Raw genomic sequence first — 22,790 nt, 5'->3', positions numbered from 1 at the left:
ATACCGGTCCTGTATCGGCTGACGAGCTTGGCCAGGTCACACAAAGCGAGCCGGGTACGGTAGGCCCGGACGGCAGCCTCCGACCGTACAAGATTTCCGGTCGGGACCGACGGAGAGGGCTGGTAGGTAGCTATGGAAGAGCCGCGTCGCCTCGGCGGCCGGTACGAACTGGGCCAGGTGCTCGGGCGTGGTGGCATGGCGGAGGTCTACCTCGCGCATGACACCCGCCTCGGCCGCACCGTGGCGGTGAAGACGCTGCGCGCTGATCTCGCGCGCGACCCTTCCTTCCAGGCCCGGTTCCGCCGGGAGGCCCAGTCGGCCGCCTCGCTCAACCATCCCGCGATCGTCGCGGTCTACGACACGGGCGAGGACTACATCGACAACGTGTCGATCCCGTACATCGTCATGGAGTACGTGGACGGCTCGACGCTCCGTGAGCTTCTGCACTCCGGCCGCAAGCTGCTGCCGGAGCGGACGCTGGAGATGACCATCGGCATCCTCCAGGCCCTGGAGTACTCGCACAGAGCCGGCATCGTCCACCGCGACATCAAGCCGGCCAACGTCATGCTGACGCGCAACGGCCAGGTCAAGGTCATGGACTTCGGCATCGCCCGCGCCATGGGCGACTCCGGCATGACGATGACCCAGACCTCGGCCGTCATCGGCACCGCCCAGTACCTCTCCCCGGAGCAGGCGAAGGGCGAGCAGGTCGACGCGAGGTCGGACCTCTACTCGACCGGCTGTCTGCTCTACGAGCTGCTGACGGTCCGTCCGCCGTTCGTGGGCGACTCCCCGGTCGCCGTCGCGTACCAGCACGTACGGGAAGAGCCCCAGTCCCCGTCGGTCTTCGATCCCGAGATCACGCCCGAGATGGACGCGATCGTGCTGAAGGCCCTCGTCAAGGACCCCGACTACCGGTACCAGTCGGCCGACGAGATGCGCGCCGACATCGAGGCCTGCCTCGACGGCCAGCCGGTCGCGGCCACGGCCGCGATGGGCTCGGTGGGCTACGGCGGCTACCCCGACGACCAGCCGACGACGGCCCTGCGCGCGGACTCCGGCGCGGGCGCCACGTCGATGCTGCCCCCCATGAACCCGGACGACGGCGGCTACGGCTACGACGACCGCCCCGACCGGCGCCGCGGGCAGCAGCGCAAGTCCAGCACCTCCACGATCCTGCTGGTGGCGGCGGGCATCCTGGTGCTGGTGGGCGCGATCCTGATCGGGCGCTGGGCGTTCAGCGGCAACGGGGTCGGCAACGACGCGGTTCCCACTCCGAACTTCGTCGGCGAAACGGTCAACGACGCCAAGAGACTGGCGAACAACAGCGATCTCAAGCTGACCACCACCAAGAAGCCCTGCGAGAACCAGAGCAAGGGCAAGGTCTGCGACCAGGACCCGAAGGCCGGGGTGGACGTCAAGAAGGGCGACACCATCAACCTCGTGGTGTCGACCGGGGCGCCGAAGGTGGCCGTGCCGAGCGTCGTCGGCAAGATCATCGACGACGCCAGGGCGACGCTGGAGGGCGACAAGTACAAGTTCGAGGTCGAGACGAAGCCGCAGGAGTCCCCGGAGGACCCCGGCACCGTCCTCGAGCAGAACCCGCGCCTGGGCGAGGAGGTGGAGAAGGGATCCAAGATCACCCTCACCATCGCCAAGGCGGAGGCGAAGTCCACCGTCCCGGACGTCCTCGGCCAGAGCTGTGACCAGGCCAAGGCGCAGATGACCGCCAACAACCTGGTGGGCAACTGCACCGAGGTGGACACCCAGGACGACAACCAGGTCGGCAAGGTCATCCAGACCACGCCGCAGTCCGGCTCCTCCGTCGACAAGAACTCGTCGGTCAACATCCAGATCGGCAAGAAGGAACAGCAGAAGGCGCGCGTGCCCCAGGTCGTCAACCAGACGGTCGGCCAGGCCAAGCAGGCGCTCGCGGCGGCCGGCTTCACGAACATCCAGTTCGCGAACGGCAGCGACCAGAGCGACACCGCCCTCGTCGTCGGCCAGGACCCGCAGCCCAACCAGGAGGTCGACGACCCGGCGGCCACGACGGTCACCCTCCAGACCGTCGGCGTCGGAGGCGGCAACAACAACGGCGGCAACGGCAACGGCGGCATCTTCGGAGGCCTCGACGGCCGCAACGAGGACGACTGACCGCCGGAACGCACTCACGCACGGCAGGGCCCCGGCCCCCTCTCTCGAGGGGCACCGGGGCCCTGCCGCATGTCAGCCGGCCGGCAAGAGCGACGGCTTACACGGCCTCCGTCATGACCTGACTCGCACGCCCGCTCACCCTTCGATCGTGTCTTCACATTTCATGCCTCGTTCACCGGGTGGGGTGAGGAATCGGAACAGCGCCCCGGCCATACGAGTCGAAGGGCAAGACGTGATCAACGAAATGGCTCTGCTGGAATCGCGGACTCTGCGCGGCAGTGTGCTCGACCGCACGGACGTGCTCGACAGGGTCAAGACACTGTCGCTGCTGCCGGACGGGATGCATGTGACGACGGCGATGGTGGCGGCGTACTTCGAGGTCGGCCTCGAAGCCGTCAAGTCACTCGTCAAGGACCACCGTACCGAGCTCGAGGCCAGCGGCTACCGTCTGCTGACCGGCGAAGAACTGAGGTCCTTCAAGAACCTCAGTGGAATCCAGTCCCGCACCCGCTCCCTCGCCCTCTTCTCCCGACGCGCCGTCCTCAACACCGCCATGCTGCTCCGAGACAGCGAAGTCGCACGTCAAGTGCGTGTCTACCTACTCGACATGGAGTACCTGGCACGCACACAGCCTGTGGAAAACCCTGCCCCGGCCGACGCCACATCTCTCGACGCCCGCATCGACCAGCGCATCACCCACATCCTGGGCAAAACCGTCGTCCCCATGTTCAACGCCCTGATCGAAACATCGGGCGAGCACCGGCGGGAGCTCATCTCCCTGCGGGCAGGCGTCCAGCGCATCGAGAAGCGCCTGCACCAGCACCACACGAGGCTGCAGCGACTGGAAGGCCCACGAGAAGACCGACCCCTCGCCGGAGTCATGGCCTCCATGGACGCCATGAACGGGCGCGAGTTCGAAGAACGCGTCGCCGAACTGCTGCGCCGCGACGGCTGCACCGACGTCGTCGTCCGCGGCGGCGGAAGGGACCGGGGCATCGACATCACCGCACTCACGCCCGACGGGCGGTGCCTCGTCGTCCAGTGCAAGAGGTTCGCGCCCCACCTCTCCATCACCAGCCCCGACATCCAGAAGTTCGCCGGCGCCGCCAAGGTCCTGCACGACTCCGAAGCCGCCCTGTACGTCGCGACCTGCCCCTTCACCCGCGACGCGCTGAACATCGCGGCCGAGAGCGGCATCACCGCCGTACACCGCGGACTGCTGGAGGAATGGAGCGCCGGGGCGCCCCTCAGCGTCCTCGAGGTGTAGCAACCGGACCGCGGCACGAAGGCCCGAATCCGCAAGAGGAAGTTGCGGATTCGGGCCTTCATGGTGCCGGCGGCTGATCTCCCACGAGAAACGCGGTCAGCCCAGTTCCTTCGGCGGCGTCCGGTCCGCGTCGACCTTCTCGACCCGTTCCAGCTCACCCCACACGATGTACCGGTACGTGCTCGTGTAGACCGGCGTGCAGGTCGTCAGGGTGATGTAGTGGCCCGGCTTGGCCTTCCCCGATTCCTTCGGGACCTTGGACAGGACCTTGACGTTGTACTTCGAGGTCTCGGGAAGGATGTCGTAGACCTTGTAGACGTACCACTTGTCCTTCGTCTCGAAGACGACCGGGTCGCCCTTCTTGATCTTGTCGATGTTGTGGAAGCGCGCGCCGTGGCCGTCGCGATGGGCGGCGAGGGAGAAGTTGCCGTTCTTGCCCGACATCGGCAGGGCCGACTTGACGGGATCGGTGTAGTAGCCGGCGACACCATCGTTGAGGATCTTGTTAGACGTGCCCTTCTCGACCAGGACCTCGCCGTTCTTCATCGCGGGCACATGCAGGAAGCCGATGCCGTTCTTGGTGTCCAGCACGCCGGGGCCGCCCCGGCCGTGGGCCCAGTCGTCACGGACCTGGTCGGCCTGCTTGCCGGCCGCGCGGTCGGCGACGACGTTCGTCCACCACAGGGAGTAGACGACGAACAGACCGAGCACCAGGCCCGCGGTGATGAGGAGTTCGCCGAAGACACCGACCGCTATGGCGATCGGCCCGGGCCGGCGGCGTGCCGGGGCCGGCCGTGACGCGGGCGCGCCGATGTGCTCTTCGTGGTCCGTGTCGGTGGTCGCTGCCACTGGTCATCTGCCCTTAACTGACGAGCGCATCCGGCTTGCCCTTGCTGCGCGGCCGTTCCTCGACCATCTTGCCCCAGACGATCATCCGGTACTTGCTGGTGAACTCCGGCGTGCACGTGGTCAGCGTGATGTAACGGCCGGGCCCGGTGAAGCCCGACCCGGTGGGGACGGGCTTCAGGACACTCGTGTTGCTCGGCGGGGTCACCGGCAGGATCGACGCCATCTTGTAGACGAAGTACTCGTCCTGCGTCTCCACGACAATCGGATCACCCGGCGTGAGCCTGTTGATGTACCGGAACGGTTCTCCATGGGTGTTGCGGTGACCCGCGAGCCCGAAGTTGCCGCTCTTGTCGCCCGGCATCGCGGTCTTCAGCGCGCCGTCCGCGTAGTGCCCGACCATGCCCCGGTCCAGGACGCCCTTGTTGCTGGTGCCCTCGGCGATCGGCACGACCACGTCCAGCTTCGGGATGTGCAGGATGGCGAAGCCCTGCCCCGGCTCGAACGTCCCCGGATTGCGTTTGCCGCTCGCCCAGTCGTCCTGGAGGCTGCTCGCCTCGCTGCCCGCCTGCGCGTGCGCCCGCACATTCGTCCACCACAGCTGGTACGTGACGAACAGCAGCATCAGCACGCCGGTCGTGATGAACACCTCACCGATCGCCCGGCTGGCGACGACCGCCGCGCCCGGCTTGCGCGCCTTCGCCTGCCGCCGCGCCTCGACCCGTGACAGCGGCGCCCGCCGCCCATCCCGAGCCGGGCCCTCCTGGGCCGGACGAGTGTCCGCAGCGCCGCCATGGCGACCGTGACGGCCTTTGGCGGCCTTTCTGCGGGCCGCACGGCCACCGTGGGCCGGTCCGTCCTGCCGCGGGGCGGAGGAGCCCGGAGAGGCCGCCAGGGAGTCACCGGCCGCGGGCGGCGGATCCGGTATCCGCAGCGCCACCGTCTCGTCGTCGACGGGAGGCAGATACGGCTCCTCGGGGAGAGGCTCGTACGACGCCGAGTACGGATCGGGCTCCGGCTCTGACATATAAGGCTCTGACATGTACGGCTCTGACATGTACGGCTCTGACTGCGGATTCTGCTGCGGTTCCGGTCGCGGCTGAGGGGAAGCGCCGTACGCCCCTGAACCCGACCAGTCCTCGAACGCACCCCGCGCCCCGTACGACTGCTGCCCGTACGAGGTGTCGGACTCGCGCTCGGGGCGCAGCGCGGTCACGCCGTGGCCCTGCCCACCACCGGGGCGAGCCCGGCCGACCTCGCCACCGCACCTTGGTCGCCGCACTCCACCAGCCAGTTGGCCAGCATCCGGTGCCCGTGCTCGGTCAGCACCGACTCGGGGTGGAACTGCACACCCTCGACCGGCAGTTCCCGGTGCCTCAGGCCCATGACTATGCCGTCCTGGGTCCGGGCCGTGACCTCCAGCTCGGCCGGGACCGTGGCGGGCTCGGCGGCCAGCGAGTGGTAGCGCGTCGCCGTGAAGGGCGACGGCAGACCCTCGAAGACACCCCTGCCCGCATGCTCCACCGGCGAGGTCTTGCCGTGCAGCAACTCGGGCGCGCGATCCACCACACCGCCGTACGCCACCTGCATCGACTGCATGCCCAGGCAGACGCCGAAGACCGGGACACCCGTGGCGGCGCAATGCCGGACCATGTCCACACAGACGCCCGCCTGCTCCGGAGTGCCGGGGCCCGGGGAGAGCAGGACACCGTCGAAGCCGTCCTGGGCGTGCGCCGTCGAGACCTCGTCGTTGCGCAGAACCTCGCACTCGGCGCCCAGCTGGTACAGGTACTGGACCAGGTTGAAGACGAAGCTGTCGTAGTTGTCGACGACGAGAATGCGCGCGCTCACTGGTTGTCCACCGTCACATCGTTGAAGGGCAGCAGCGGTTCCGCCCACGGGAAGACGTACTGGAAGAGGACATAGACCACGGCCACGACCAGGGCGAGTGAGATCAGCGCCTTCACCCACGTGTTCCCCGGCAGATGCCGCCAGACCCAGCCGTACATGCCGTCCCTTCCGTCGTACCACGGCACCAGACCCACGCCGTACAGCCACCAGACTAACGGCGCAACGCCTCGGGTTTCCCGGCCTCCACAGGCTGGGTGGAGTCCAGGTGCGCCCAGACGATCAGACGATGACTGTGCCCCCATTCCGGTTCGCACGTGGTCAGCGTCAGATACCGGCCCGGACGCGTGTACCCGGAAGTACGTGGAACAGGGTCGATCACCTCGATGTCCGAGGGCACTGTTTTGTACGGGCCTTTGTCGATCCGATACGTGAACCATGTCGTGCCGTCCGTCAGCACCACCGCATCGCCGCGCCGCAGCCTGGGAAAGTCCTTGAAGGGATCACCGTAGGTGCGGCGATGGCCGGCGACCGCGAAGTTCCCCCTCTGCCCCAGCTGAGCGGTGTCCGCATAGTGCCCGAGGCCCTTCTTCAGGGTGCCCGTCACGGTGCCCTCGAGCACCGGCTTGTTCCACGTGAAACCAAGACGCGGGATGTACATGATCGCGAAGGGCTTGCCCTTGGCGTAGGGCGCGGGCCGCCCCGTGCCCTCAGGGGAGCCGCCGACCGGCGGACCGGGCTTCGACCACTCCTTCTCGAGCAACTCGATCTGGTCGTCCATGACATGGTCGGCCTTCACGCCGGTCCAGAACAACACATAAACGACAAACAGCACGATCACGCTGCCGACGGTGACGCACAGTTCGCTGACGGTCCTGACGATCACGCGCACCGGCAGCTCCCCCGGCCTGGCTACTCCTCCACGGGCTTCGCGTAGTGCAGATCCACTGTGCCCGAGTAGCCGGGAAGAGTCACCGGCCCGTTCTCCTCGACTTTCCAGCCGAGCCCGTAGACATTGACGTAGACCATGTAGTTCTGGATCGCCGGGGACGCCGCGAGCACCCTCTGCAGCTTGCCCGGGTCACCCACCGCCGTGATCTTGTACGGCGGTGAGTAGACGCGCCCCTGAAGAATCAGGGTGTTGCCCACGCAGCGCACCGCGCTGGTCGAGATCAGCCGCTGATCCATGACCTTGATGCCCTTGGCCCCGCCCTGCCACATCGCGTTCACCACGGCCTGGAGGTCCTGCTGGTGGATGACCAGGAAGTCGGGCTGCGGCTCGGGATAGCCGGGCAGCTTGGCGGTGGCGTCCGGCGGGGCGTCATTGAGCGTGACCGTCAGCGAGTCGCCCTTGAGCTTCTGGGTGCCCGCGCGCTGCTCCAAGGCGGAGAGCTTGAGGTCCTCCGCCCTGGTACTGCCGTCGTCCCGCTCGGCGAGCCCCTCTATGTCCTGGCGCAGGGTCCCATTGGTCTCGTCCAGCTCGCCGTTCTCACGGCTGCGCTCATGGATGAGGTCGGACAGCTTCAGCAGGGAGCTGTCCGTGCGGATGTTGGTGCCCTTGGCGGTGTTGAAGCTGGTGAAGAAGATCAGACCCGCGAGAGCGAAGACGGCCGCCGTGAGGATTCGCACGGGCCGGAAGCGGCGCGCGCGCTCAGGGGTGGATCCCGTCCCGGGGGAGTCGGCAGAATTGCTCAACGTACCCTTATCTCCTTCGGCGCCACGGAAGCACTACGCTAGCGGACGACCGGGGGAGCACTCAGAGTCCCCTTACGCTGCCCCGAGCCAGACCCAGATCCCTGCGCGGCCACGCAGCGCATCGACAGGAGAGACCCTCGTGCCGAAGTCACGTATCCGCAAGAAGGCCGACTACACGCCGCCGCCGGCGAAGCAGGCAACGGCCATCAAGCTGACCAACCGTTCCTGGGTCGCGCCCGTCATGCTGGCCATGTTCCTTATCGGCCTGGCCTGGATCGTCGTCTTCTACGTCACCGACGGCTCGCTGCCCATCGACTCCCTGGGCAACTGGAACATCGTGGTCGGCTTCGGCTTCATCGCCGCCGGATTCGGTGTCTCCACCCAGTGGAAGTAACGGTCGCCGGACGCTGACCGCAGCTCTGCCCAGGGCTGTTCGCTGAGTTATCCACAGCAGTTATCCACAGGTGGAAAAGAAAGACGATCTGTGGATAACTCGTTGAGTGTTGACGCCGGTACGACGGAAGTACCGCAGCTCGAAAACCTGTTCGCCCCCTGCCTGACCTGCGGAAACGCAGGTCGGTGACAGGGGGCACATGTGTTCCCGCACCGTGTGCACAAGATTAGCCACCCGCTGTGGACAACATCCGCTCAGCTGAGCTGGGCTGTCCTCAGGAGGGTCAGCAGGACTACCACACCGAGGACCAGCGCACAGGTGCCGTACTGGACCAGAGCGCGGTGCGCGCGGGGGGCGTGGACCATGGCGTAGCCGACGACGACGCCGGCGACGAGACCGCCGATGTGGGCCTGCCAGGAGATGTTGAAGCCCGGGCTGAAGGTGAAGATCAGGTTGATCACCAGCAGCGCGATGATCGGCCGCATGTCGTAGTTGAGCCGGCGCATCAGCACCGCCGTCGCGCCGAAGAGGCCGAAGATCGCGCCGGAGGCACCCAGCGTGGCCGTGTTCGGGGAGGCCAGCAGATAGGCCAGGGTACTGCCCGCGAGACCCGAGACCAGGTAGAGCGCGAGGTAGCGGACACGGCCGAGGGCCGCTTCGAGCGGGCCGCCGAGCCACCACAGGCTGAGCATGTTGAACGCGATGTGCCAGATCTCCTGGTGCGTGAACATCGAGGTCACCATGCGGTACCACTCGCCTCCCGCCACGCCCTGGGTGGGTGTGAAGGGCGCCGGCGGCCAGGCGCCGAGCAGGACGATGTCGGTGAGGATCGACTCGCGGACCTGGACGGCGATGAACACCGCCAGGTTGATACCGATGAGGATCTTGGTCAGCAGGCGGGGGTCGGAGGTGATCGTGCCGCCTGCGAGCGTCCGGGGCATGGCGGCGGTGGGCGAGTGACCTGTGCCGGAGCCGGTGCGGACGCACTCGGGGCAATGGAATCCGACGGAGGCGTTGACCATGCACTCGGGGCAGATCGGGCGCTCGCAGCGGGTGCAGCGGATGCCGGTCTCGCGGTCCGGGTGGCGGTAGCACATGGGGACGCTGTGGGCGTTCTGCGGGCTGCCCGCAGCCTGGTCGTCCATGAGATCCCCTATGTCGTGGAAGCCGTGGGTCTGTGGTGGAGGCCGTGGGTTGTGAAAGCCGTGGCCGTGGGTCGTGAAAGCCGTGGTGGGAAAAGCCCCGCCCCGCTCATCCTTACGGATGAGCGGGGCGTTTGGTTCCCCTGTGGGGGCCTTCGTGCTCAGCGCGTCTCGATGACGACCGACTCGATGACCACGTCGTTGACCGGGCGGTCGGTGCGTGGGTTCGTCTGGATCGCGGCGATGGTGTCCACGACCTTCTGGCTGGCCGCGTCGGTGACCTCGCCGAAGATGGTGTGCTTGCGGTTCAGCCATGCCGTCGGGGAGACGGTGACGAAGAACTGCGAGCCGTTGGTGCCCGGGCCGGCGTTGGCCATCGCCAGCAGGTAGGGCTTGTCGAAGCGCAGGTCCGGGTGGAACTCGTCCTCGAACTCGTAGCCGGGACCGCCGGTGCCGTTGCCCAGCGGGTCACCGCCCTGGATCATGAAGCCACTGATCACCCGGTGGAAGACCGTACCGTCGTAGAGCCTGTCCGTGGACTTCTTCCCGGTCCCGGGGTGAGTCCACTCCCGCTCGCCCTGGGCGAGCTCGACGAAGTTCTTGACCGTCTTGGGGGCGTGGTTCGGCAGAAGCCGGACTTCGATGTCGCCGTGATTGGTCTTCAGGGTGGCGTAGAGCTGCTCAGCCACGATCCTGCCTTCCGTTGTCTTTCTGTGACTCCCTGATCCTCGCATGGACGGCGCTCCACGTCGCCTGGCCTCCGTTCGCCGGGGGAAACCGGGCCGATCGGTTGCGGAAAACCAGTCGAGTAGCCCCGGGGCGGGGGCGCTCGGCGGCGATCCGTGGCATTGTCGACGACAAGCTCCTGTTGCCCCCGATTCATCCGCTATTGCACGTGATCGGCTTTCGGCCCGAGAGGGTCCGGAGCCGTTTCCCGTGACCCGGATGCCCGTCCGCGCATGCCTGGCGGCGCTCCCGGAGGCATGATCCGTAAAAGGGTGGAAAGTCGAAATACCGTACGCCACCGAGGAGGAGGAACCCGTGACCCGCATCGACAGCGTGCGCGCCGCGACCGGTTCGGCGAAGGACAGCGTGCTGCACGCCGCGGAAGCGGTGGCGCCCTACGCCGACACGGCCAAGGACAGGGCAACGCACTACGCACACGAGGCACGCGTACGGCTGGCGCCCAAGGTGACCCAGGCCGCCGGACAGGCACGCGTTCAGTACGGCGCCCATGTGCAGCCGTATCTGGAGCAGGCCCGTACGCATGTGCCGCCGAAGGTCGACCAGGCCGCCCACGAAGCCGCCGTCCGTACGCGCAAGGCCGCGAGGCAGGCGGCGGACTACTCCCGCCCGAGGCTTGAGCAGGCGATGGCCGCGGCCGGGCCCGTGACGACCGAGGCTGCCGCGCGGAGTGTGGCCGCGATGGCCGCGCTGCGCGGTCAGGTCTCGTCGAAGGAGATCCAGAAGCTGGTCCGCAAGCAGGAACGGCGGGCGAGGGCCGGCCGTGCCGTGAAGACGCTGGCGATCCTGGGCGCTCTCGCCGGTGGTGCCTTCGCCGCCTGGAAGTGGTGGGACAAGCAGGCCAACCCTGACTGGCTGGTGGAGCCGCCCGCGGCGACCGAGGTTCCCGAGTCGGGCCGGTTGTCCTCAGTGGACGGCAGCGGCCAGTCGGTCCTGGACCCGGAGGTCGAGGCCAAGCAGGCAGAGGAAGAGGCCGCTCAGCGCGACGACCGTTCCTGACGGCCGCTGGGCAACAGCACGGCGGGCGGGAGACTCGGGGTCCGGCTTTGAGAGCGGGCCGTGAGGGTCTCCCGCCCTGCCGTGCTGTTTCACGTGAAACAGGCTCGAGTTCAGACCTTGCGCACCTTCCACACCACTTCCGCCGGCCACTTCTCCGCCCAGTTCCGGTCGGGGGCTTCCTTGAAGTAGGTGGCGCCTCCGGCCGGGGCGAGGGGTTCCACGAGTCGTTCGATGGAGAATCCGCAGTCCCGGAACAGGTCGATCCACTGGGCGTAGGTGGAGTGGAAGACGACGACATCGCCGCCGTACTTCATGCGGGCATCGCCGTAGGGGTTCGTGAGGCGCTCGCCGACCGTGCCGCTCTGGTTGTCGAAGCACATCTGCAGGAGCGGGGAGTAGGTGCACAGGCCGAGTACTCCGCCGGGCCGGAGTACTCGGTGGGCTTCCTGGAGCAGGCGCTGGGGTGGGGAGAAGTCGAAAGCGCCGTGGTCGCAGAAGGCCGCGTCGAAGACCCCTGAACGGAACGGCAGGCGCTCTGCCGCGGCTTGGACGAAGCCCGCGGCCCCTTCGTCGAGGGTGCGCGAGAGCTGTCCGGAGGAGAGTTCGACTCCGTAGGCCTTGTATCCGGCGCGGGCGAATCCTGCGGTGTCGTGCCCGATGCCGCAGCCGAGGTCGATGATCCGGGAGCCGGCCGGGAGGTCATCGCTGAAGATCTTGAGGTCGCTCTCGGGGAGGTGCCAGATGCCCCAGGACGGGTGCCGGCCGGCGTCGAGGTGTTCGGGGTGGGCATCGTGGTAGAGCTCGCTGTTGGAGTCCCAGTACCGCTCGTTGACCTTGAGGTAATTGATCTTTGTCATCGTCTGTCCTCAGTCTTGCGGGGGTTCGCACCCCGACAGGTCGGCCCAGCCGGACGGTGGGCTGATGTAGTTCCTCACGCGCAGCCGGGCGGCCGACCTGAGCCGTCCGAACAGGCAGATTTCGCCGGTCGTGCTCAGGAGTTGTTCGGCCTGGGCGCAGTGGTCGAGCCGGTCCTGGAGGTCGTCCGCGGCGAGGGCGCGGTGCACGGTGTCCTTGAACGCGGACGTGGGTCCGCCGGGGAGCAGGTCCGCTGGGCGGCGGGTGAAGGGGAGGAGGAGGGCGACCGGGTCGGGCCAGGGCGAGGCCATCAGCACGAGGCGGAAGTCTTCGTGGTGTGTGGTGTGGAGCTCGGTGAGGTAGGCCCGGTAGTCGATGGCCTCGGGCCGGAGGGTGAGTCCGGTGTTGTCGCCGATCTGGTCGGCGAGTACGTGTGCCGTCTCCCGGTTCGGTGAGAAGTCCGGGAAGACCAGGCGGGCGGGGCCGCGTCGCCCTCCTGCGGATCAACCCCGGATACCACCACAGCGTGTGCGGGATCCGCTCGCACTCCTGGGTGCGCTACTCCATCGCCGTACACTTCGGCACGGCCAGGTAGCGGCCGCTCACGGACGACGGCCCGCCCCAACGAGCCTCCGGCGGCCGGTTGTTGATCCCCGCACGGCTCTGGCCGCCACCGGCAGGGCCGTGCGGTGACGTCCGCCACCGTTCTCATCAGACCTACCGGCGTGCCGCCTGGAGTCCGACGTGCTCAAAGACCGCAGTTTCAGAAACCTGTGGACCGCCCAGACCGTGTCCCTGTTCGGTACCCAGGCCAGCGTGGTCATCATCCCGCTGCTCGCCCTGGAAACCCTCGACGCCTCCGCGTTCGAGATGGGCCTGCTCGGCAGCGCCGAATCGCTGGCCGTACTGCTCCTCGGGCTGTGGGTGGGCATGACCGCCGACCGCTACCCGCGCAGGTCGGTCATGGTGACGGCGAACATCCTGCGCCTGCTGCTGATCGGGATGGTCCCGGTGGCCTACGCGCTCGACCTGCTGAGCATCCCCCTGCTCTTCATGACCGTCTTCCTGGTCGGCGCCCTCACCCTCCTGTACGACTCCGCGCTGTCCTCGCACATGGTGCTCACGTTCGACCGCCGTCAACTCCCCAAGATCAACTCGTATATGGAGGGCAGCACCGCGGTCAGCGAGGTCGCGGGCCCCGGCCTGGGAGGCCTCCTGGTCCAGGCGCTCGGCGCACCCATGGCTCTGGTCGCCGACGTCTGCAGCTACGTCGCGAGCACGGTACTGCTGCTCGGGTCCGCAGGCGGCACGAAGAACGGCGAGGAGACCACAGGGCTCGAGGACGCCGAGCAGGAGAACGCGGAGGAGCAGGAGACGGAACAGGAGACGGTCAAGGGCGCCCTGACCGGCTTCACCTGGGCCTTCTCCCACCCTGTGCTGCGACCGGTGATCGTCTCCGCGGCCCACTTCAACTTCTTCACGGCGATGTTCTTCGCCGTCTACACCTTCTACGTGGTCAAGGAGTTGGGCTTCAGCCCCCTCCTCGTGGGCCTCGCGAGCGCGGCCGGAGGGCTCGGCGGCGTGCTGTCCGCGACAGCAGCCTCCTCGTTCATGAGCAAGGTGCGGACCCGGCTGCTCTACGTCCTGTCCCTGGTCGTGCCCACCGTGGGCGCCTTCCTCGTCCCCGGCTCCGGACTGCTGGACTCCTCCCTCCTGCGGTTCCTCGCCGTGGCCGCGGGGATGTTCCTGTGGAGCTTCGCCATCGTCGTGAACCTCATCATGAGCGAGACGATCAAGCAGATGGTGACGCCGACGCACATGATCGGCCAGGTCACCTCCGCGATGCGCTTCACGACGCTGGGCTTCGAGCCCGTCGGCGCGATCGTGGGCGGCACCGTCTCCCAGTTCCTCAGCCCCACCACGGCCCTGGTCATCGCGTCCTGCGGCCTCGCGACCTCCATCGCCTGGGTCGTCCTCAACCGCCACCTCGGCGCGTACGACGTGAACGAGGCCGACCCCGTGAGCACCGCCTGACCCGATGCGCCGACCGGAACGAAAAGACCCCCCTGACTGCGTTTCCGCAGATCAGAGGGGTCCGATCAAGTGGAGCCTAGGGGAGTCGAACCCCTGACATCTGCCATGCAAAGACAGCGCTCTACCAACTGAGCTAAGGCCCCGGAAGGGGACATCCGCCCGGACGAAGCATGTCCCGGCGGGCGTCGGAGACCAGAGTACCGGGTCACCCCCGTGATTCCGCAAAAGGATTGGGGCTCCCCGTCGCCGACCACTCTCCGTAAGATGCTCGGCGTGGTTCGCTACCGCGAACCGCCGTACATGGGGAAGCGATGGGGAGACGCAATGGACGCCGCACAGCAGGAAGCCACCGCAAGAGCGCGGGAACTGCAGCGGAACTGGTACGGGGAGCCGTTGGGGGCGCTCTTCCGTAGGCTCATCGACGATCTTGGTCTCAACCAGGCTCGTCTCGCGGGGGTTCTGGGACTGTCCGCACCGATGCTGTCGCAGCTGATGAGCGGACAGCGGGCGAAGATCGGCAACCCGGCCGTCGTGCAGCGCGTGCAGCTGCTGCAGGACCTGGCCGGGCAGGTCGCGGACGGCAGCGTGAGCGCGGCCGAGGCCACTGAACGCATGGAGGAGATCAAGAAGTCACAGGGGGGCTCGGTGCTGAGCAACACCACACAGACGACGACCAGTTCGGGAGCGCCCACCGTCAAGCGCGTGGTCCGCGAGATCCAGTCCCTGCTGCGCTCGGTCGCGGCGGCGGGCGACATCATCGATGCCGCTCAGACCCTCGCCCCGACCCACCCGGAACTGGCAGAGTTCCTCCGGGTGTACGGCGCCGGCCGTACCTCGGACGCGGTGGCGCACTACCAGTCCCACCAGAGCTGATCGCACCGCCCGGCAGCCGAAGGGGGTTCGGCAGCCGGACGGAGTGATCTGACGGGGGACGCCGACCGGCGTGACGGGGGACAGCGCACAGCACGGGCGGACACGCGGGGGCGTGTCACGCACGGGGGACCGGCCGGCGCGAGCGGGTTCTCCCGCGCAACGGGGGAGTCGTAGCGCAATGGGGGAGTCGCATCACTCATCGAGGAGTCGTAGCGCTCGTCGAGGGGGAAGCAAGGGGGGTAGCCGCAGGGGGAGGAGCGACGTACAGCCATGGGTGAGGTCTTCGCCGGCCGGTACGAACTGGTCGACCCGATCGGGCGCGGAGGAGTCGGTGCCGTCTGGCGCGCCTGGGACCACCGCCGCCGTCGCTACGTGGCCGCCAAGGTCCTGCTCCAGAGCGACGCGCACTCGCTGCTGCGCTTCGTGCGCGAACAGGCCCTGCGGATCGACCACCCCCATGTCCTCGCCCCCTCCAGCTGGGCCGCGGACGACGACAAGGTCCTGTTCACCATGGACCTGGTGGCCGGCGGTTCCCTGGCCCACCTCGTCGGGGACTACGGCCCACTGCCACCGGCCTTCGTCTGCACCCTGCTCGACCAGCTGCTCGCGGGGCTGGCCGCGGTGCACGCGGAGGACGTCGTGCACCGTGACGTCAAACCCGCCAACGTGCTGCTGGAGGCCACCGGCACGGGCCGGCCTCGGCTGCGGCTGTCCGACTTCGGCATCGCGATGCGGCTGGGCGAGCCCCGTCTGACGGAGACCAACCTCGTCGTGGGAACGCCCGGCTATCTCGCGCCAGAGCAGCTGATGGGCGCCGAACCCGACTTCCCCGCCGACCTGTTCGCCGCAGGACTGGTCGCGCTGTATCTGCTGGAGGGGGCCAAGCCGGACAGCAAGGCGCTCATCCAGTACTTCGCCGAGCACGGGACGCCCGGTGCGCCGAAGGGCATTCCGGAACCGCTGTGGCAGGTGGTGGCCACGCTGCTCCAGCCGGACCCGCAGGCGCGGTTCCGTACGGCCACGGGGGCGCGCAAGGCGCTGGCCGCCGCCGCGGAGCTCCTCCCGGAGCCCGGCCCGGACGACGAGCTGATCGAGATCTTCGACCAACTCGGCCCGCTTCCCCGGGGTTCGCCCCCGAGGGACCGCTGGAGAGAGCGCGGGGGCTGGGCCCGAGGGCAGAGCCGTCCGGTTCGAGAACGGACGAGGCACCGTCAGGCGACAGCAGCAATGCCTGGTCGCCCCCCGAGGCCGTACAGCCCGACCCACGCCAGGAAACCGACCCGTCAGCCGCCCCGCCCACTCCTGCCAAGCCGCCCTCCATGTCGGACACCGGCAGCTTCCATCTGCCGCCTCCGCAGGCCACCGGCGCCTCCTCCCCCGCGCCCGAAGGCCGGCCCCAGGACGCACCGGCGCAAGCCCCGCACCAGCCGGAGCCCCCCGTCTCCCCCTACGACACCACCCACCGGCTACACACCTCCCAGCCGCTGCCACCGGCGTACTCGGGACACGCGGGCCATCCCGGCCGGCCCCTGCCCCCGCGGCGCACTACTCCACCGGCACCTCCACGGCCTCGTACACCGCCCAGACCCCACAAGCACCGCCTGGCCCGCCTGCCCCACAGGCCCCACAGGGGTCACAGGCCCCTCCGCCCGCCAGGGCCGCTTCCCGGCATCGCGCGGAACGGCCGCGCCGCCGCCCCGGCCCACCGGCCAAGGTGGCGGTCCCGCTCCTGCTTCTCGCCCTGGCCTGCTACGCCGTCGGATTCTGGGCCCTGACCCGCATCTGAGCCCTCACCGAGCCCGCGCGGGCATCAGCCCGGCGCGACACGAGCGCTACTGGGCAGCGCTCCGCCGACGGGCCATCACGGTCCACACCCCGAGCCCCACCAGCAGCGCGCTCCCTGTGCCGATCCCGCCCACGGCGACCGCCCGCATCGCGGTGTCGCCACCCCCGGCCACACCCACAGCCGCGGCCTCACGCTCCTGTTCCGAGACCTCGAAGACACCGGCGGGCTCGGACTCCCCCACGTACCCGGGCCCGCGCTTCGCCGCTCCGCTCACCCGGACGCGCAGCGTCATCGCGAACGGCCCGTCCCCGAAGCTGTCGGCGACACTCTTGGCGAGATGCGCGACGAGGTAGTAGGAACCCGCGAAGCGCATGGCGCCGACCTGGCCGACGGCGGCATTGCGGTTGGCGTGGTCGACCGGCGGCAGAGGAGGCAGGCTGCCGGACTTCTGGCCGCCGTCGTAGCCGACACTCACATCGGCGACGTGCCCGCGGGCGGGGTTGTAGAGGGCCAGGTCCAGGGCGCCGGACGTGTAGCCGGTGCCGCCGGAGTCCGTGCTGCCCAGTTCGGCGGTGGCGTGGAGTTGCCGGCCCCAGTCGACCGGCACCTCGTAGAAGACCGTCTGGCCGGGCCGGAGGTAGTCCCGCCAGACGCCCTGGCCGAGGGGGGTCGCCCCGGCGAACCCCGCACCGCCCCGGCGGCGCTCGGCCTTCCCCTGGAGCGGCTGTGGCGAGGCGGAGTTCCACGCCCCGGGCGCGCCGGTCGGCCCGGCCTTCGCCGTCCGCGGCTCCGTCATGGCGAGAAGTTCCAGGTCCCAGGCGTCCGGCGAGGAGCCCTCGCCCTTGGGGTCGACCCGCTCGACGGACACGTAATAGGTGCCGGCCTTCCGGCACAGGGCCTTGGTGGGCGAGATCTCGCGCATGCCCCAGGCCGCGATCGGGTGCGGGCTACGGGCGGCGCCGAAGCTCGCGGTGTCGACGGAGCAGGAATTGCCCTCGGCGTCCTGCACGGACACCCTCAGCCCGTCGATGACGGAGACGGTGCTGTCGGGGGAGGGGGCGGCGGTGACGGACACGTACGCGTCCGACGCGGCGTCGAGTTCGACGCTGTAGCTGACCTCGCCGCTGCTCGGGAGCGAGCTCTTGTAGGCGGTGCCGGGCTTCAAAATCCCGGCGTCCGCGGTACTCCTCGCTCCCTCGATGCTCCGGGCACCGTCGGCGAAGGCGTACGGGCTCGGCGTCACGGCAGCCCCGGAGCCAGCCCGGGAGGTCCCGGCAGCGGCCAGGGCGGCCGGGACCGGCGTCACAGCAGCCATCGCGCCCAGCACCACCCCCGCGACGCCCAGGCGCACGGCCACCGCCGGACGCCGGCGCCACGCGCCCGCACGCCCCCACGCCGTACGACACCGTCCCCTCACGCGCCACCCCTCACGTCACCGGAACTCACATCACGGACTTGGAACCATGAACCCGCGAGCCGTGGCCCATCCTGCCCGTACGGCCGGCCCCAGGACACACAAAACCCCGACCGCGAGGCGGCCGGGGTGTGCTCGGTCTGGGATGTCGTGACTCACGAACCCGTGGGCACGGAGTCGGTCGCCTCCGTCCACAGGTCCTGCTCTGCGCGATCCGCCTGGATCTGGCGGTACACAAGGAGCCCGCCGATGGCGGCCAGTGCGACCAGGAGAAGCTTCTTCACCGCGCGACCTCGTCTTTCGTTGACGTAGGGGACCTCTGGCGCCCGACTATACACACCGACCGATACCGATCGGTGACCTGAGTCGGACCTCAACTCCCTTCCCGGGAACCGGGATAGAAGCGGAGTTCACCGCTCCGATCGGAGGGTGATCACACCCCGACGGACGGTTACTTTGGGACCTTTTCTCCTCTCTCCTTACATTTTCACCCCTCTTGCGTCCATCCGAGTGGTGTTCATCGGAACATCGCCGCGCCACGGGCGTCGGTCCCCCACTTCTCGACCCCCATACACATCATGAGGAAAGTACGCAAATCGCCCGACCCGAAAGTGAGGGGCCATGGCCCGGAACAAGGTCATGAAGCTGTGGACCGCCATCGTCACCGCCTTCCTGGCGCTGTGCACGAAGCTCGGATTCGCCACCACGACCGCCACCCCGGCGGTAGCGCAGACCGAGCCGGAGCGCAACAGCGAGCGCATCCCGCGCCAGCGAACGGCATCAGCGACGTCTCCCACGTCCTCAGCGAAAGCCCTGCCCCCCACGATGAAACAGCGCATCCGGGCCGAGGCCCACGGCAAAACCCCCCGCTGCCGCCACCGCCCGCTCGCGGACGCCGACGCGGAATCGGAACCCGCGGCGGACTATCTGGCCCCCCTGCAGCGCTGATCCCCCGCCCCATCCGAACGGCGACCCTGCGTACAGGCCCGGCAGCTCGACAGAGCAGCCGGGCTTCTTCTTGCCCCGCCCACACCCCCCGGGATGCAGAAAACCCCCAACCGCTACCGGTTGGGGGTTCATCATGCTGGTGGGGCTAACAGGATTTGAACCTGTGGCCTCATCCTTATCAGGGATGCGCTCTAACCAACTGAGCTATAGCCCCGCCGCGCTGTGCGGGGTGTGTCCCGCGCGCTGACTCCTGAAGATTAGCGCACGACATGGGCAGTCCCAAAATCGGTTGTCGGGACTGTGTCAATCACGGTCAAAAGGGTCGTGTCACTCGTCCTCGGCGAGCGTCAGCTCCACACCGCCGACGAAGCCCGCGGACAGGTTGTAGATGAACGCGCCGAGGGTGGCGAGGGCCGTCGCCAGGACGACGTCGATGACCGCGATGACCGACGTGAACATCAGGACGTTGGGCAGCGACAGGAAGGCCTGCAGGTCGAAGCCGTTGGACTCGTTCGAGCCGGTCGCCTCGGAGATCGTGCCGCCGACCGTCGAGAAGACGCCCATCGCGTCCATGACCATCCACAGCACGGCGGCCGCGACGATCGTGCAGATGCCCAGCGCGATGGAGAGCAGGAAGCTGACCTTCATCACCGACCAGGGGTCGGCCTTGGACACCCGCAGCCGCGCCTTGCGGACGCGCGGCACCGTGCGCGTTCCCGTACGGGGGCGCCGGGCTGCTCCGGCGGAAGCACCCGTACCACCCGCGCCGCCACCGGCACCGGCCGCCGCCTGCTGCGCCGGATAGGCCTGCGGCGGGTGGTACGGCCCGGCCTGCTGCTGTGCCTGTCGTTCCCCCGGCAGAGGAGAAGCCGTCTCGGCCCCCTTGGGCTGCGGCTGCGGTTGCGGCTGGGCGCCGGATGCGGCCGGGCCCGCTCCAGCATGGTGCTGCTGGGTCTGCGGACCTCGGGTGTCCGTCACCGTTCCCCCTGGGATCCATGTGTGTCAGGCGAGGGCGAGTCGTCCTTGTCGGACGGCTTGACCGCCTTCAGGTTGGTCGTGTGCGGGTCCGCCGCACGCGCGGCGGAGCCACGGCCGCCGTCGTCCGTGTCCGTACCCGTCGAGGTACCGCTCGGTCCGGCGCCCGTGGCTCCGCTCACGCTGACTCACTCCTCGTGCTACTCAGACGAGGGCGCCTCACCCTCGTCCGTGCCGGTGGTCGCGGCGCCTTCGGCGGTCTCGTCGACGACGATGTCGCCGTCGACCTCTTCCGCCTCGCGTCCCGCCTCGGCGTTGCGAGCGATGCCGACCACGGCATCGCGCTTGCCCAGATTGATCAGTTGGACGCCCATGGTGTCACGGCCGGTTTCCCTGATCTCGTTGACTCGCGTACGAATCACACCGCCCGACAGCGTGATGGCGAGGATCTCGTCGGTCTCCTCGACCACCAGCGCGCCGACGAGTGAGCCACGGTCCTCGACGATCTTGGCGGCCTTGATGCCGAGGCCGCCGCGACCCTGGACGCGGTACTCGTCGACGTTGGTCCGCTTCGCGTACCCGCCGTCTGTGGCAGTGAACACGAACGTACCGGGTCGAACAACATTCATCGAGAGCAGCTCGTCGCTCTCGCGGAAGCTCATGCCCTTGACACCCGAGGTGGCACGGCCCATGGGGCGCAGAGTTTCGTCCGACGCGGTGAACCTGATCGATTGGGCCTTCTTGCTGATCAGAAGCAGATCGTCGTCCGACGAGACCAGCTCGGCTCCGATCAGTTCATCATCCGAACCGTCCTCCTGCTCACGGAGGTTGATGGCGATCACACCGCCGGAACGGGGCGAATCGTAATCCTTCAGAGGCGTCTTCTTCACCAGTCCGGCCTTGGTGGCGAGGACGAGGTAGGGAACCGCCTCATAGTTGCGGATCGCCAGGATCTCGGCGATCGCCTCGTCCGGCTGGAAGGCGAGCAGGTTCGCGACATGCTGACCCCGCGCGTCCCGGCCGGCGTCGGGCAGCTCGTAGCCCTTGACGCGGTAGACGCGGCCCTTGTTGGTGAAGAACAGCAGCCAGTGGTGCGTGGTGGACACGAAGAAGTGGTCGACGATGTCGTCTTCCTTGAGCTTCGTGCCGCGCACGCCCTTGCCGCCGCGCTTCTGGGCGCGGTAGTCGTCGGTCTTGGTGCGCTTGATGTAGCCGCCCCGGGTGACCGTGACGACGATGTCCTCCTCGGCGATCAGGTCCTCGATGGACATGTCGCCTTCGTAGGGGATCAGCTTCGTCTGGCGGTCGTCGCCGAACTTCTCGACGATCGCGGCCAGCTCCTCGCTGACGATCCCGCGCTGGCGGACCGGGCTGGCGAGGATCTGGTTGTACTCGTTGATCTTCGCCTGGAGCTCGTCGTGCTCCTGGACGATCTTCTGGCGCTCCAGGGCGGCGAGCCGGCGCAGCTGCATCTCGAGGATGGCGTTGGCCTGGATCTCGTCGATCTCCAGGAGGTCCATCAGGCCGTGGCGCGCGATCTCGACGGTGTCACTGCGCCGGATCAGCGCGATGACCTCGTCGATGGCGTCCAGGGCCTTCAGCAGACCGCGCAGGATGTGCGCCCGCTCCTCGGCCTTGCGCAGCCGGAAGCGCGTACGGCGGACGATGACCTCGATCTGGTGCGTCACCCAGTGGCGGATGAACGCGTCGAGCGAGAGCGTGCGCGGCACGCCGTCGACCAGCGCCAGCATGTTGGCGCCGAAGTTCGTCTGCAGGTCGGTGTGCTTGTACAGGTTGTTCAGGACGACCTTGGCGACCGCGTCCCGCTTCAGCACGATGACCAGGCGCTGGCCCGTGCGCGACGACGTCTCGTCACGGACGTCGGCGATGCCGCCGATCTTGCCGTCCTTCACCAGGTCGGCGATCTTCTGCGCGAGGTTGTCCGGGTTGACCTGGTACGGAAGCTCCGTCACCACCAGGCACTGGCGGTTCTGGATCTCCTCGACCTCGATGACCGCGCGCATGGTGATGGAGCCGCGGCCGGTGCGGTACGCCTCCTCGATGCCCTTGCGGCCGACGACCAGCGCGCCGGTCGGGAAGTCGGGGCCCTTGATGCGCTCCAGGAGCGCGTCCAGGAGCTCCTCGTGCGAGGCCTCGGGGTTCTCCAGGTACCACTGGGCGCCGGCCGCGACCTCGCGGAGGTTGTGCGGCGGGATGTTGGTCGCCATGCCGACCGCGATACCGGCCGAGCCGTTGATCAGCAGGTTCGGGAAGCGGGCCGGCAGGACGGTCGGCTCCTGGGAGCGGCCGTCGTAGTTGTCCGTGAAGTCGACGGTCTCCTCGTCGATGTCACGGACCATCTCCATCGACAGCGGCGCCATCTTGCACTCGGTGTAGCGCATGGCCGCCGCCGGGTCGTTGCCCGGAGAGCCGAAGTTGCCGTTGGAGTCGACGAGCGGCATGCGCATCGACCAGGACTGGGCGAGGCGCACGAGCGCGTCGTAGATCGAGGAGTCGCCGTGCGGGTGGTAGTTGCCCATGACGTCGCCGACGACGCGGGCGCACTTGTAGAAGCCGCGCTCAGGGCGGTAGCCGCCGTCGTACATGGCGTACAGCACACGGCGGTGGACGGGCTTGAGGCCGTCGCGGACGTCCGGCAGCGCTCGCGAGACGATGACGGACATCGCGTAGTCGAGGTACGAGCGCTGCATCTCCGTCTCGAGCCCGACGGGCTCGACGCGCATGGCCAGGGCGTCACCCTCGGGCGTCGTCACGGGAGTGTTCTCGTCGGTCATTGCTGGTGAAGGTCCTTCCTG

Annotated in this window: 22 protein-coding genes, 2 tRNA genes and 1 pseudogene; 8 read left to right on the top strand and 17 right to left on the bottom strand. The window is 68.4% G+C overall.

The genetic code is table 11. From position 1 onward, the window contains the following. The first annotated feature begins 132 nt into the window (after window positions 1-132). Both pknB and ACQEV8_RS21895 read left to right on the top strand, forming a co-directional pair. The gene (pknB, locus tag ACQEV8_RS21900) at window positions 133-2,154 is read left to right on the top strand and encodes a Stk1 family PASTA domain-containing Ser/Thr kinase (RefSeq protein ID WP_432962676.1); all 2,022 of its coding nucleotides are present in this window, start codon (window positions 133-135) and stop codon (window positions 2,152-2,154) included. 232 nt (window positions 2,155-2,386) lie between these two features. Next, on the top strand, window positions 2,387-3,421 hold the full coding sequence (locus tag ACQEV8_RS21895) for a restriction endonuclease (protein WP_432962674.1): 1,035 nt from the start codon (window positions 2,387-2,389) through the stop codon (window positions 3,419-3,421). Between the two features lie 96 nt (window positions 3,422-3,517). Here ACQEV8_RS21895 and ACQEV8_RS21890 read toward each other — a convergent pair whose 3' ends face one another. Genes ACQEV8_RS21890 through ACQEV8_RS21865 form a run of 6 tightly spaced genes read right to left on the bottom strand, consistent with a single transcriptional unit; the run spans window position 3,518 to window position 7,810 of the window. After that, the gene (locus ACQEV8_RS21890; RefSeq protein ID WP_432962672.1) at window positions 3,518-4,270 is read right to left on the bottom strand and encodes a class E sortase; all 753 of its coding nucleotides are present in this window, start codon (window positions 4,268-4,270) and stop codon (window positions 3,518-3,520) included. 13 nt (window positions 4,271-4,283) lie between these two features. Then, window positions 4,284-5,483 carry a class E sortase gene (locus ACQEV8_RS21885; RefSeq protein ID WP_432962670.1) on the bottom strand — a complete coding sequence of 400 codons (1,200 nt, stop codon included), beginning with the start codon at window positions 5,481-5,483 and terminating at the stop codon, window positions 4,284-4,286. Then, entirely contained in the window at window positions 5,480-6,118 is a 639-nt protein-coding gene (locus ACQEV8_RS21880; protein ID WP_432962668.1) for an aminodeoxychorismate/anthranilate synthase component II, read from the bottom strand. The genes ACQEV8_RS21885 and ACQEV8_RS21880 overlap by 4 nt, the downstream gene beginning before the upstream one ends. Continuing rightward, window positions 6,115-6,312 (bottom strand): hypothetical protein, encoded by a 198-nt coding sequence (locus tag ACQEV8_RS21875; RefSeq protein WP_193479593.1) that lies wholly within the window; start codon window positions 6,310-6,312, stop codon window positions 6,115-6,117. The genes ACQEV8_RS21880 and ACQEV8_RS21875 overlap by 4 nt, the downstream gene beginning before the upstream one ends. A 17-nt stretch (window positions 6,313-6,329) precedes the next feature. Then, window positions 6,330-7,007 carry a class E sortase gene (locus ACQEV8_RS21870; RefSeq protein ID WP_432962666.1) on the bottom strand — a complete coding sequence of 226 codons (678 nt, stop codon included), beginning with the start codon at window positions 7,005-7,007 and terminating at the stop codon, window positions 6,330-6,332. Window positions 7,008-7,027: 20 nt separating this feature from the next. Further along, complete coding sequence (locus tag ACQEV8_RS21865) at window positions 7,028-7,810, bottom strand: DUF881 domain-containing protein (RefSeq protein ID WP_432962664.1); 783 nt, start codon at window positions 7,808-7,810, stop codon at window positions 7,028-7,030. A 139-nt stretch (window positions 7,811-7,949) separates the two neighbouring features. Between ACQEV8_RS21865 and crgA the strand changes: the two genes are divergently transcribed. Next, window positions 7,950-8,204, top strand: coding sequence for a cell division protein CrgA (gene crgA / locus ACQEV8_RS21860; protein ID WP_215120283.1), 255 nt, complete (start codon window positions 7,950-7,952; stop codon window positions 8,202-8,204). A gap of 254 nt (window positions 8,205-8,458) precedes the next feature. Here crgA and ACQEV8_RS21855 read toward each other — a convergent pair whose 3' ends face one another. Beyond that, entirely contained in the window at window positions 8,459-9,349 is an 891-nt protein-coding gene (locus tag ACQEV8_RS21855; protein WP_432962662.1) for a rhomboid family intramembrane serine protease, read from the bottom strand. Between the two features lie 158 nt (window positions 9,350-9,507). Further along, on the bottom strand, window positions 9,508-10,035 hold the full coding sequence (locus tag ACQEV8_RS21850; RefSeq protein ID WP_432962660.1) for a peptidylprolyl isomerase: 528 nt from the start codon (window positions 10,033-10,035) through the stop codon (window positions 9,508-9,510). Window positions 10,036-10,387: 352 nt separating this feature from the next. Between ACQEV8_RS21850 and ACQEV8_RS21845 the strand changes: the two genes are divergently transcribed. Beyond that, complete coding sequence (locus ACQEV8_RS21845; RefSeq protein ID WP_432962658.1) at window positions 10,388-11,089, top strand: DUF5324 family protein; 702 nt, start codon at window positions 10,388-10,390, stop codon at window positions 11,087-11,089. Window positions 11,090-11,199: 110 nt separating this feature from the next. On the opposite strand, the gene ACQEV8_RS21840 is transcribed toward ACQEV8_RS21845, so the two are convergent. Both ACQEV8_RS21840 and ACQEV8_RS21835 read right to left on the bottom strand, forming a co-directional pair. After that, complete coding sequence (locus ACQEV8_RS21840) at window positions 11,200-11,946, bottom strand: class I SAM-dependent methyltransferase (RefSeq protein WP_432962656.1); 747 nt, start codon at window positions 11,944-11,946, stop codon at window positions 11,200-11,202. Between the two features lie 9 nt (window positions 11,947-11,955). Beyond that, window positions 11,956-12,255: a hypothetical protein gene (locus tag ACQEV8_RS21835; RefSeq protein WP_432962654.1), complete on the bottom strand. Its 300-nt coding sequence runs from the start codon at window positions 12,253-12,255 to the stop codon at window positions 11,956-11,958. Between the two features lie 433 nt (window positions 12,256-12,688). Between ACQEV8_RS21835 and ACQEV8_RS21830 the strand changes: the two genes are divergently transcribed. Continuing rightward, entirely contained in the window at window positions 12,689-13,978 is a 1,290-nt protein-coding gene (locus ACQEV8_RS21830; RefSeq protein ID WP_432962652.1) for an MFS transporter, read from the top strand. Between the two features lie 70 nt (window positions 13,979-14,048). Here the strand turns inward: ACQEV8_RS21830 and ACQEV8_RS21825 are convergent. Then, window positions 14,049-14,121, bottom strand: a tRNA-Ala gene (locus ACQEV8_RS21825). A 181-nt stretch (window positions 14,122-14,302) separates the two neighbouring features. Between ACQEV8_RS21825 and ACQEV8_RS21820 the strand changes: the two genes are divergently transcribed. Then, a complete protein-coding gene (locus ACQEV8_RS21820; RefSeq protein ID WP_215120293.1) occupies window positions 14,303-14,851 on the top strand; it encodes a helix-turn-helix domain-containing protein in 549 nt (182 codons plus the stop codon). A 270-nt stretch (window positions 14,852-15,121) separates the two neighbouring features. Next, a pseudogene (locus tag ACQEV8_RS21815) lies at window positions 15,122-16,637 on the top strand (protein kinase domain-containing protein). Between the two features lie 46 nt (window positions 16,638-16,683). On the opposite strand, the gene ACQEV8_RS21810 reads toward ACQEV8_RS21815, so the two are convergent. Together ACQEV8_RS21810 and ACQEV8_RS21805 are read right to left on the bottom strand one after the other, a co-directional pair. After that, on the bottom strand, window positions 16,684-17,994 hold the full coding sequence (locus ACQEV8_RS21810) for a hypothetical protein (RefSeq protein ID WP_432962650.1): 1,311 nt from the start codon (window positions 17,992-17,994) through the stop codon (window positions 16,684-16,686). A 212-nt stretch (window positions 17,995-18,206) separates the two neighbouring features. Then, complete coding sequence (locus tag ACQEV8_RS21805) at window positions 18,207-18,335, bottom strand: DLW-39 family protein (protein ID WP_003999697.1); 129 nt, start codon at window positions 18,333-18,335, stop codon at window positions 18,207-18,209. Window positions 18,336-18,672: 337 nt separating this feature from the next. On the opposite strand from ACQEV8_RS21805, the gene ACQEV8_RS21800 reads away from it, so the two are divergent. After that, window positions 18,673-18,999 carry a DUF6344 domain-containing protein gene (locus ACQEV8_RS21800; protein ID WP_432962648.1) on the top strand — a complete coding sequence of 109 codons (327 nt, stop codon included), beginning with the start codon at window positions 18,673-18,675 and terminating at the stop codon, window positions 18,997-18,999. 137 nt (window positions 19,000-19,136) lie between these two features. Here ACQEV8_RS21800 and ACQEV8_RS21795 read toward each other — a convergent pair. The 4 genes from ACQEV8_RS21795 to gyrA all read right to left on the bottom strand — a co-directional run bounded on the left by ACQEV8_RS21795 (window position 19,137) and on the right by gyrA (window position 22,769). Beyond that, window positions 19,137-19,213 (bottom strand) — tRNA-Ile (locus ACQEV8_RS21795). A gap of 113 nt (window positions 19,214-19,326) precedes the next feature. Continuing rightward, the gene (locus ACQEV8_RS21790; protein ID WP_432962646.1) at window positions 19,327-19,977 is read right to left on the bottom strand and encodes a DUF3566 domain-containing protein; all 651 of its coding nucleotides are present in this window, start codon (window positions 19,975-19,977) and stop codon (window positions 19,327-19,329) included. Next, window positions 19,974-20,156 (bottom strand): hypothetical protein, encoded by a 183-nt coding sequence (locus ACQEV8_RS21785; protein ID WP_432962644.1) that lies wholly within the window; start codon window positions 20,154-20,156, stop codon window positions 19,974-19,976. Before ACQEV8_RS21785 ends, ACQEV8_RS21790 begins: the two co-directional genes overlap by 4 nt. Window positions 20,157-20,174: 18 nt before the next feature. Beyond that, on the bottom strand, window positions 20,175-22,769 hold the full coding sequence (gyrA, locus tag ACQEV8_RS21780; protein WP_432962642.1) for a DNA gyrase subunit A: 2,595 nt from the start codon (window positions 22,767-22,769) through the stop codon (window positions 20,175-20,177). Between the last annotated feature and the right edge of the window lie 21 nt (window positions 22,770-22,790).

This window comes from Streptomyces sp. CA-179760, assembly GCF_050937045.1.
In the GTDB taxonomy this organism is placed as follows: domain Bacteria; phylum Actinomycetota; class Actinomycetes; order Streptomycetales; family Streptomycetaceae; genus Streptomyces.
The sequence above is the reverse complement of the archived record's forward strand: the minus strand, read 5'-3'. Positions and strand labels throughout refer to the sequence as shown.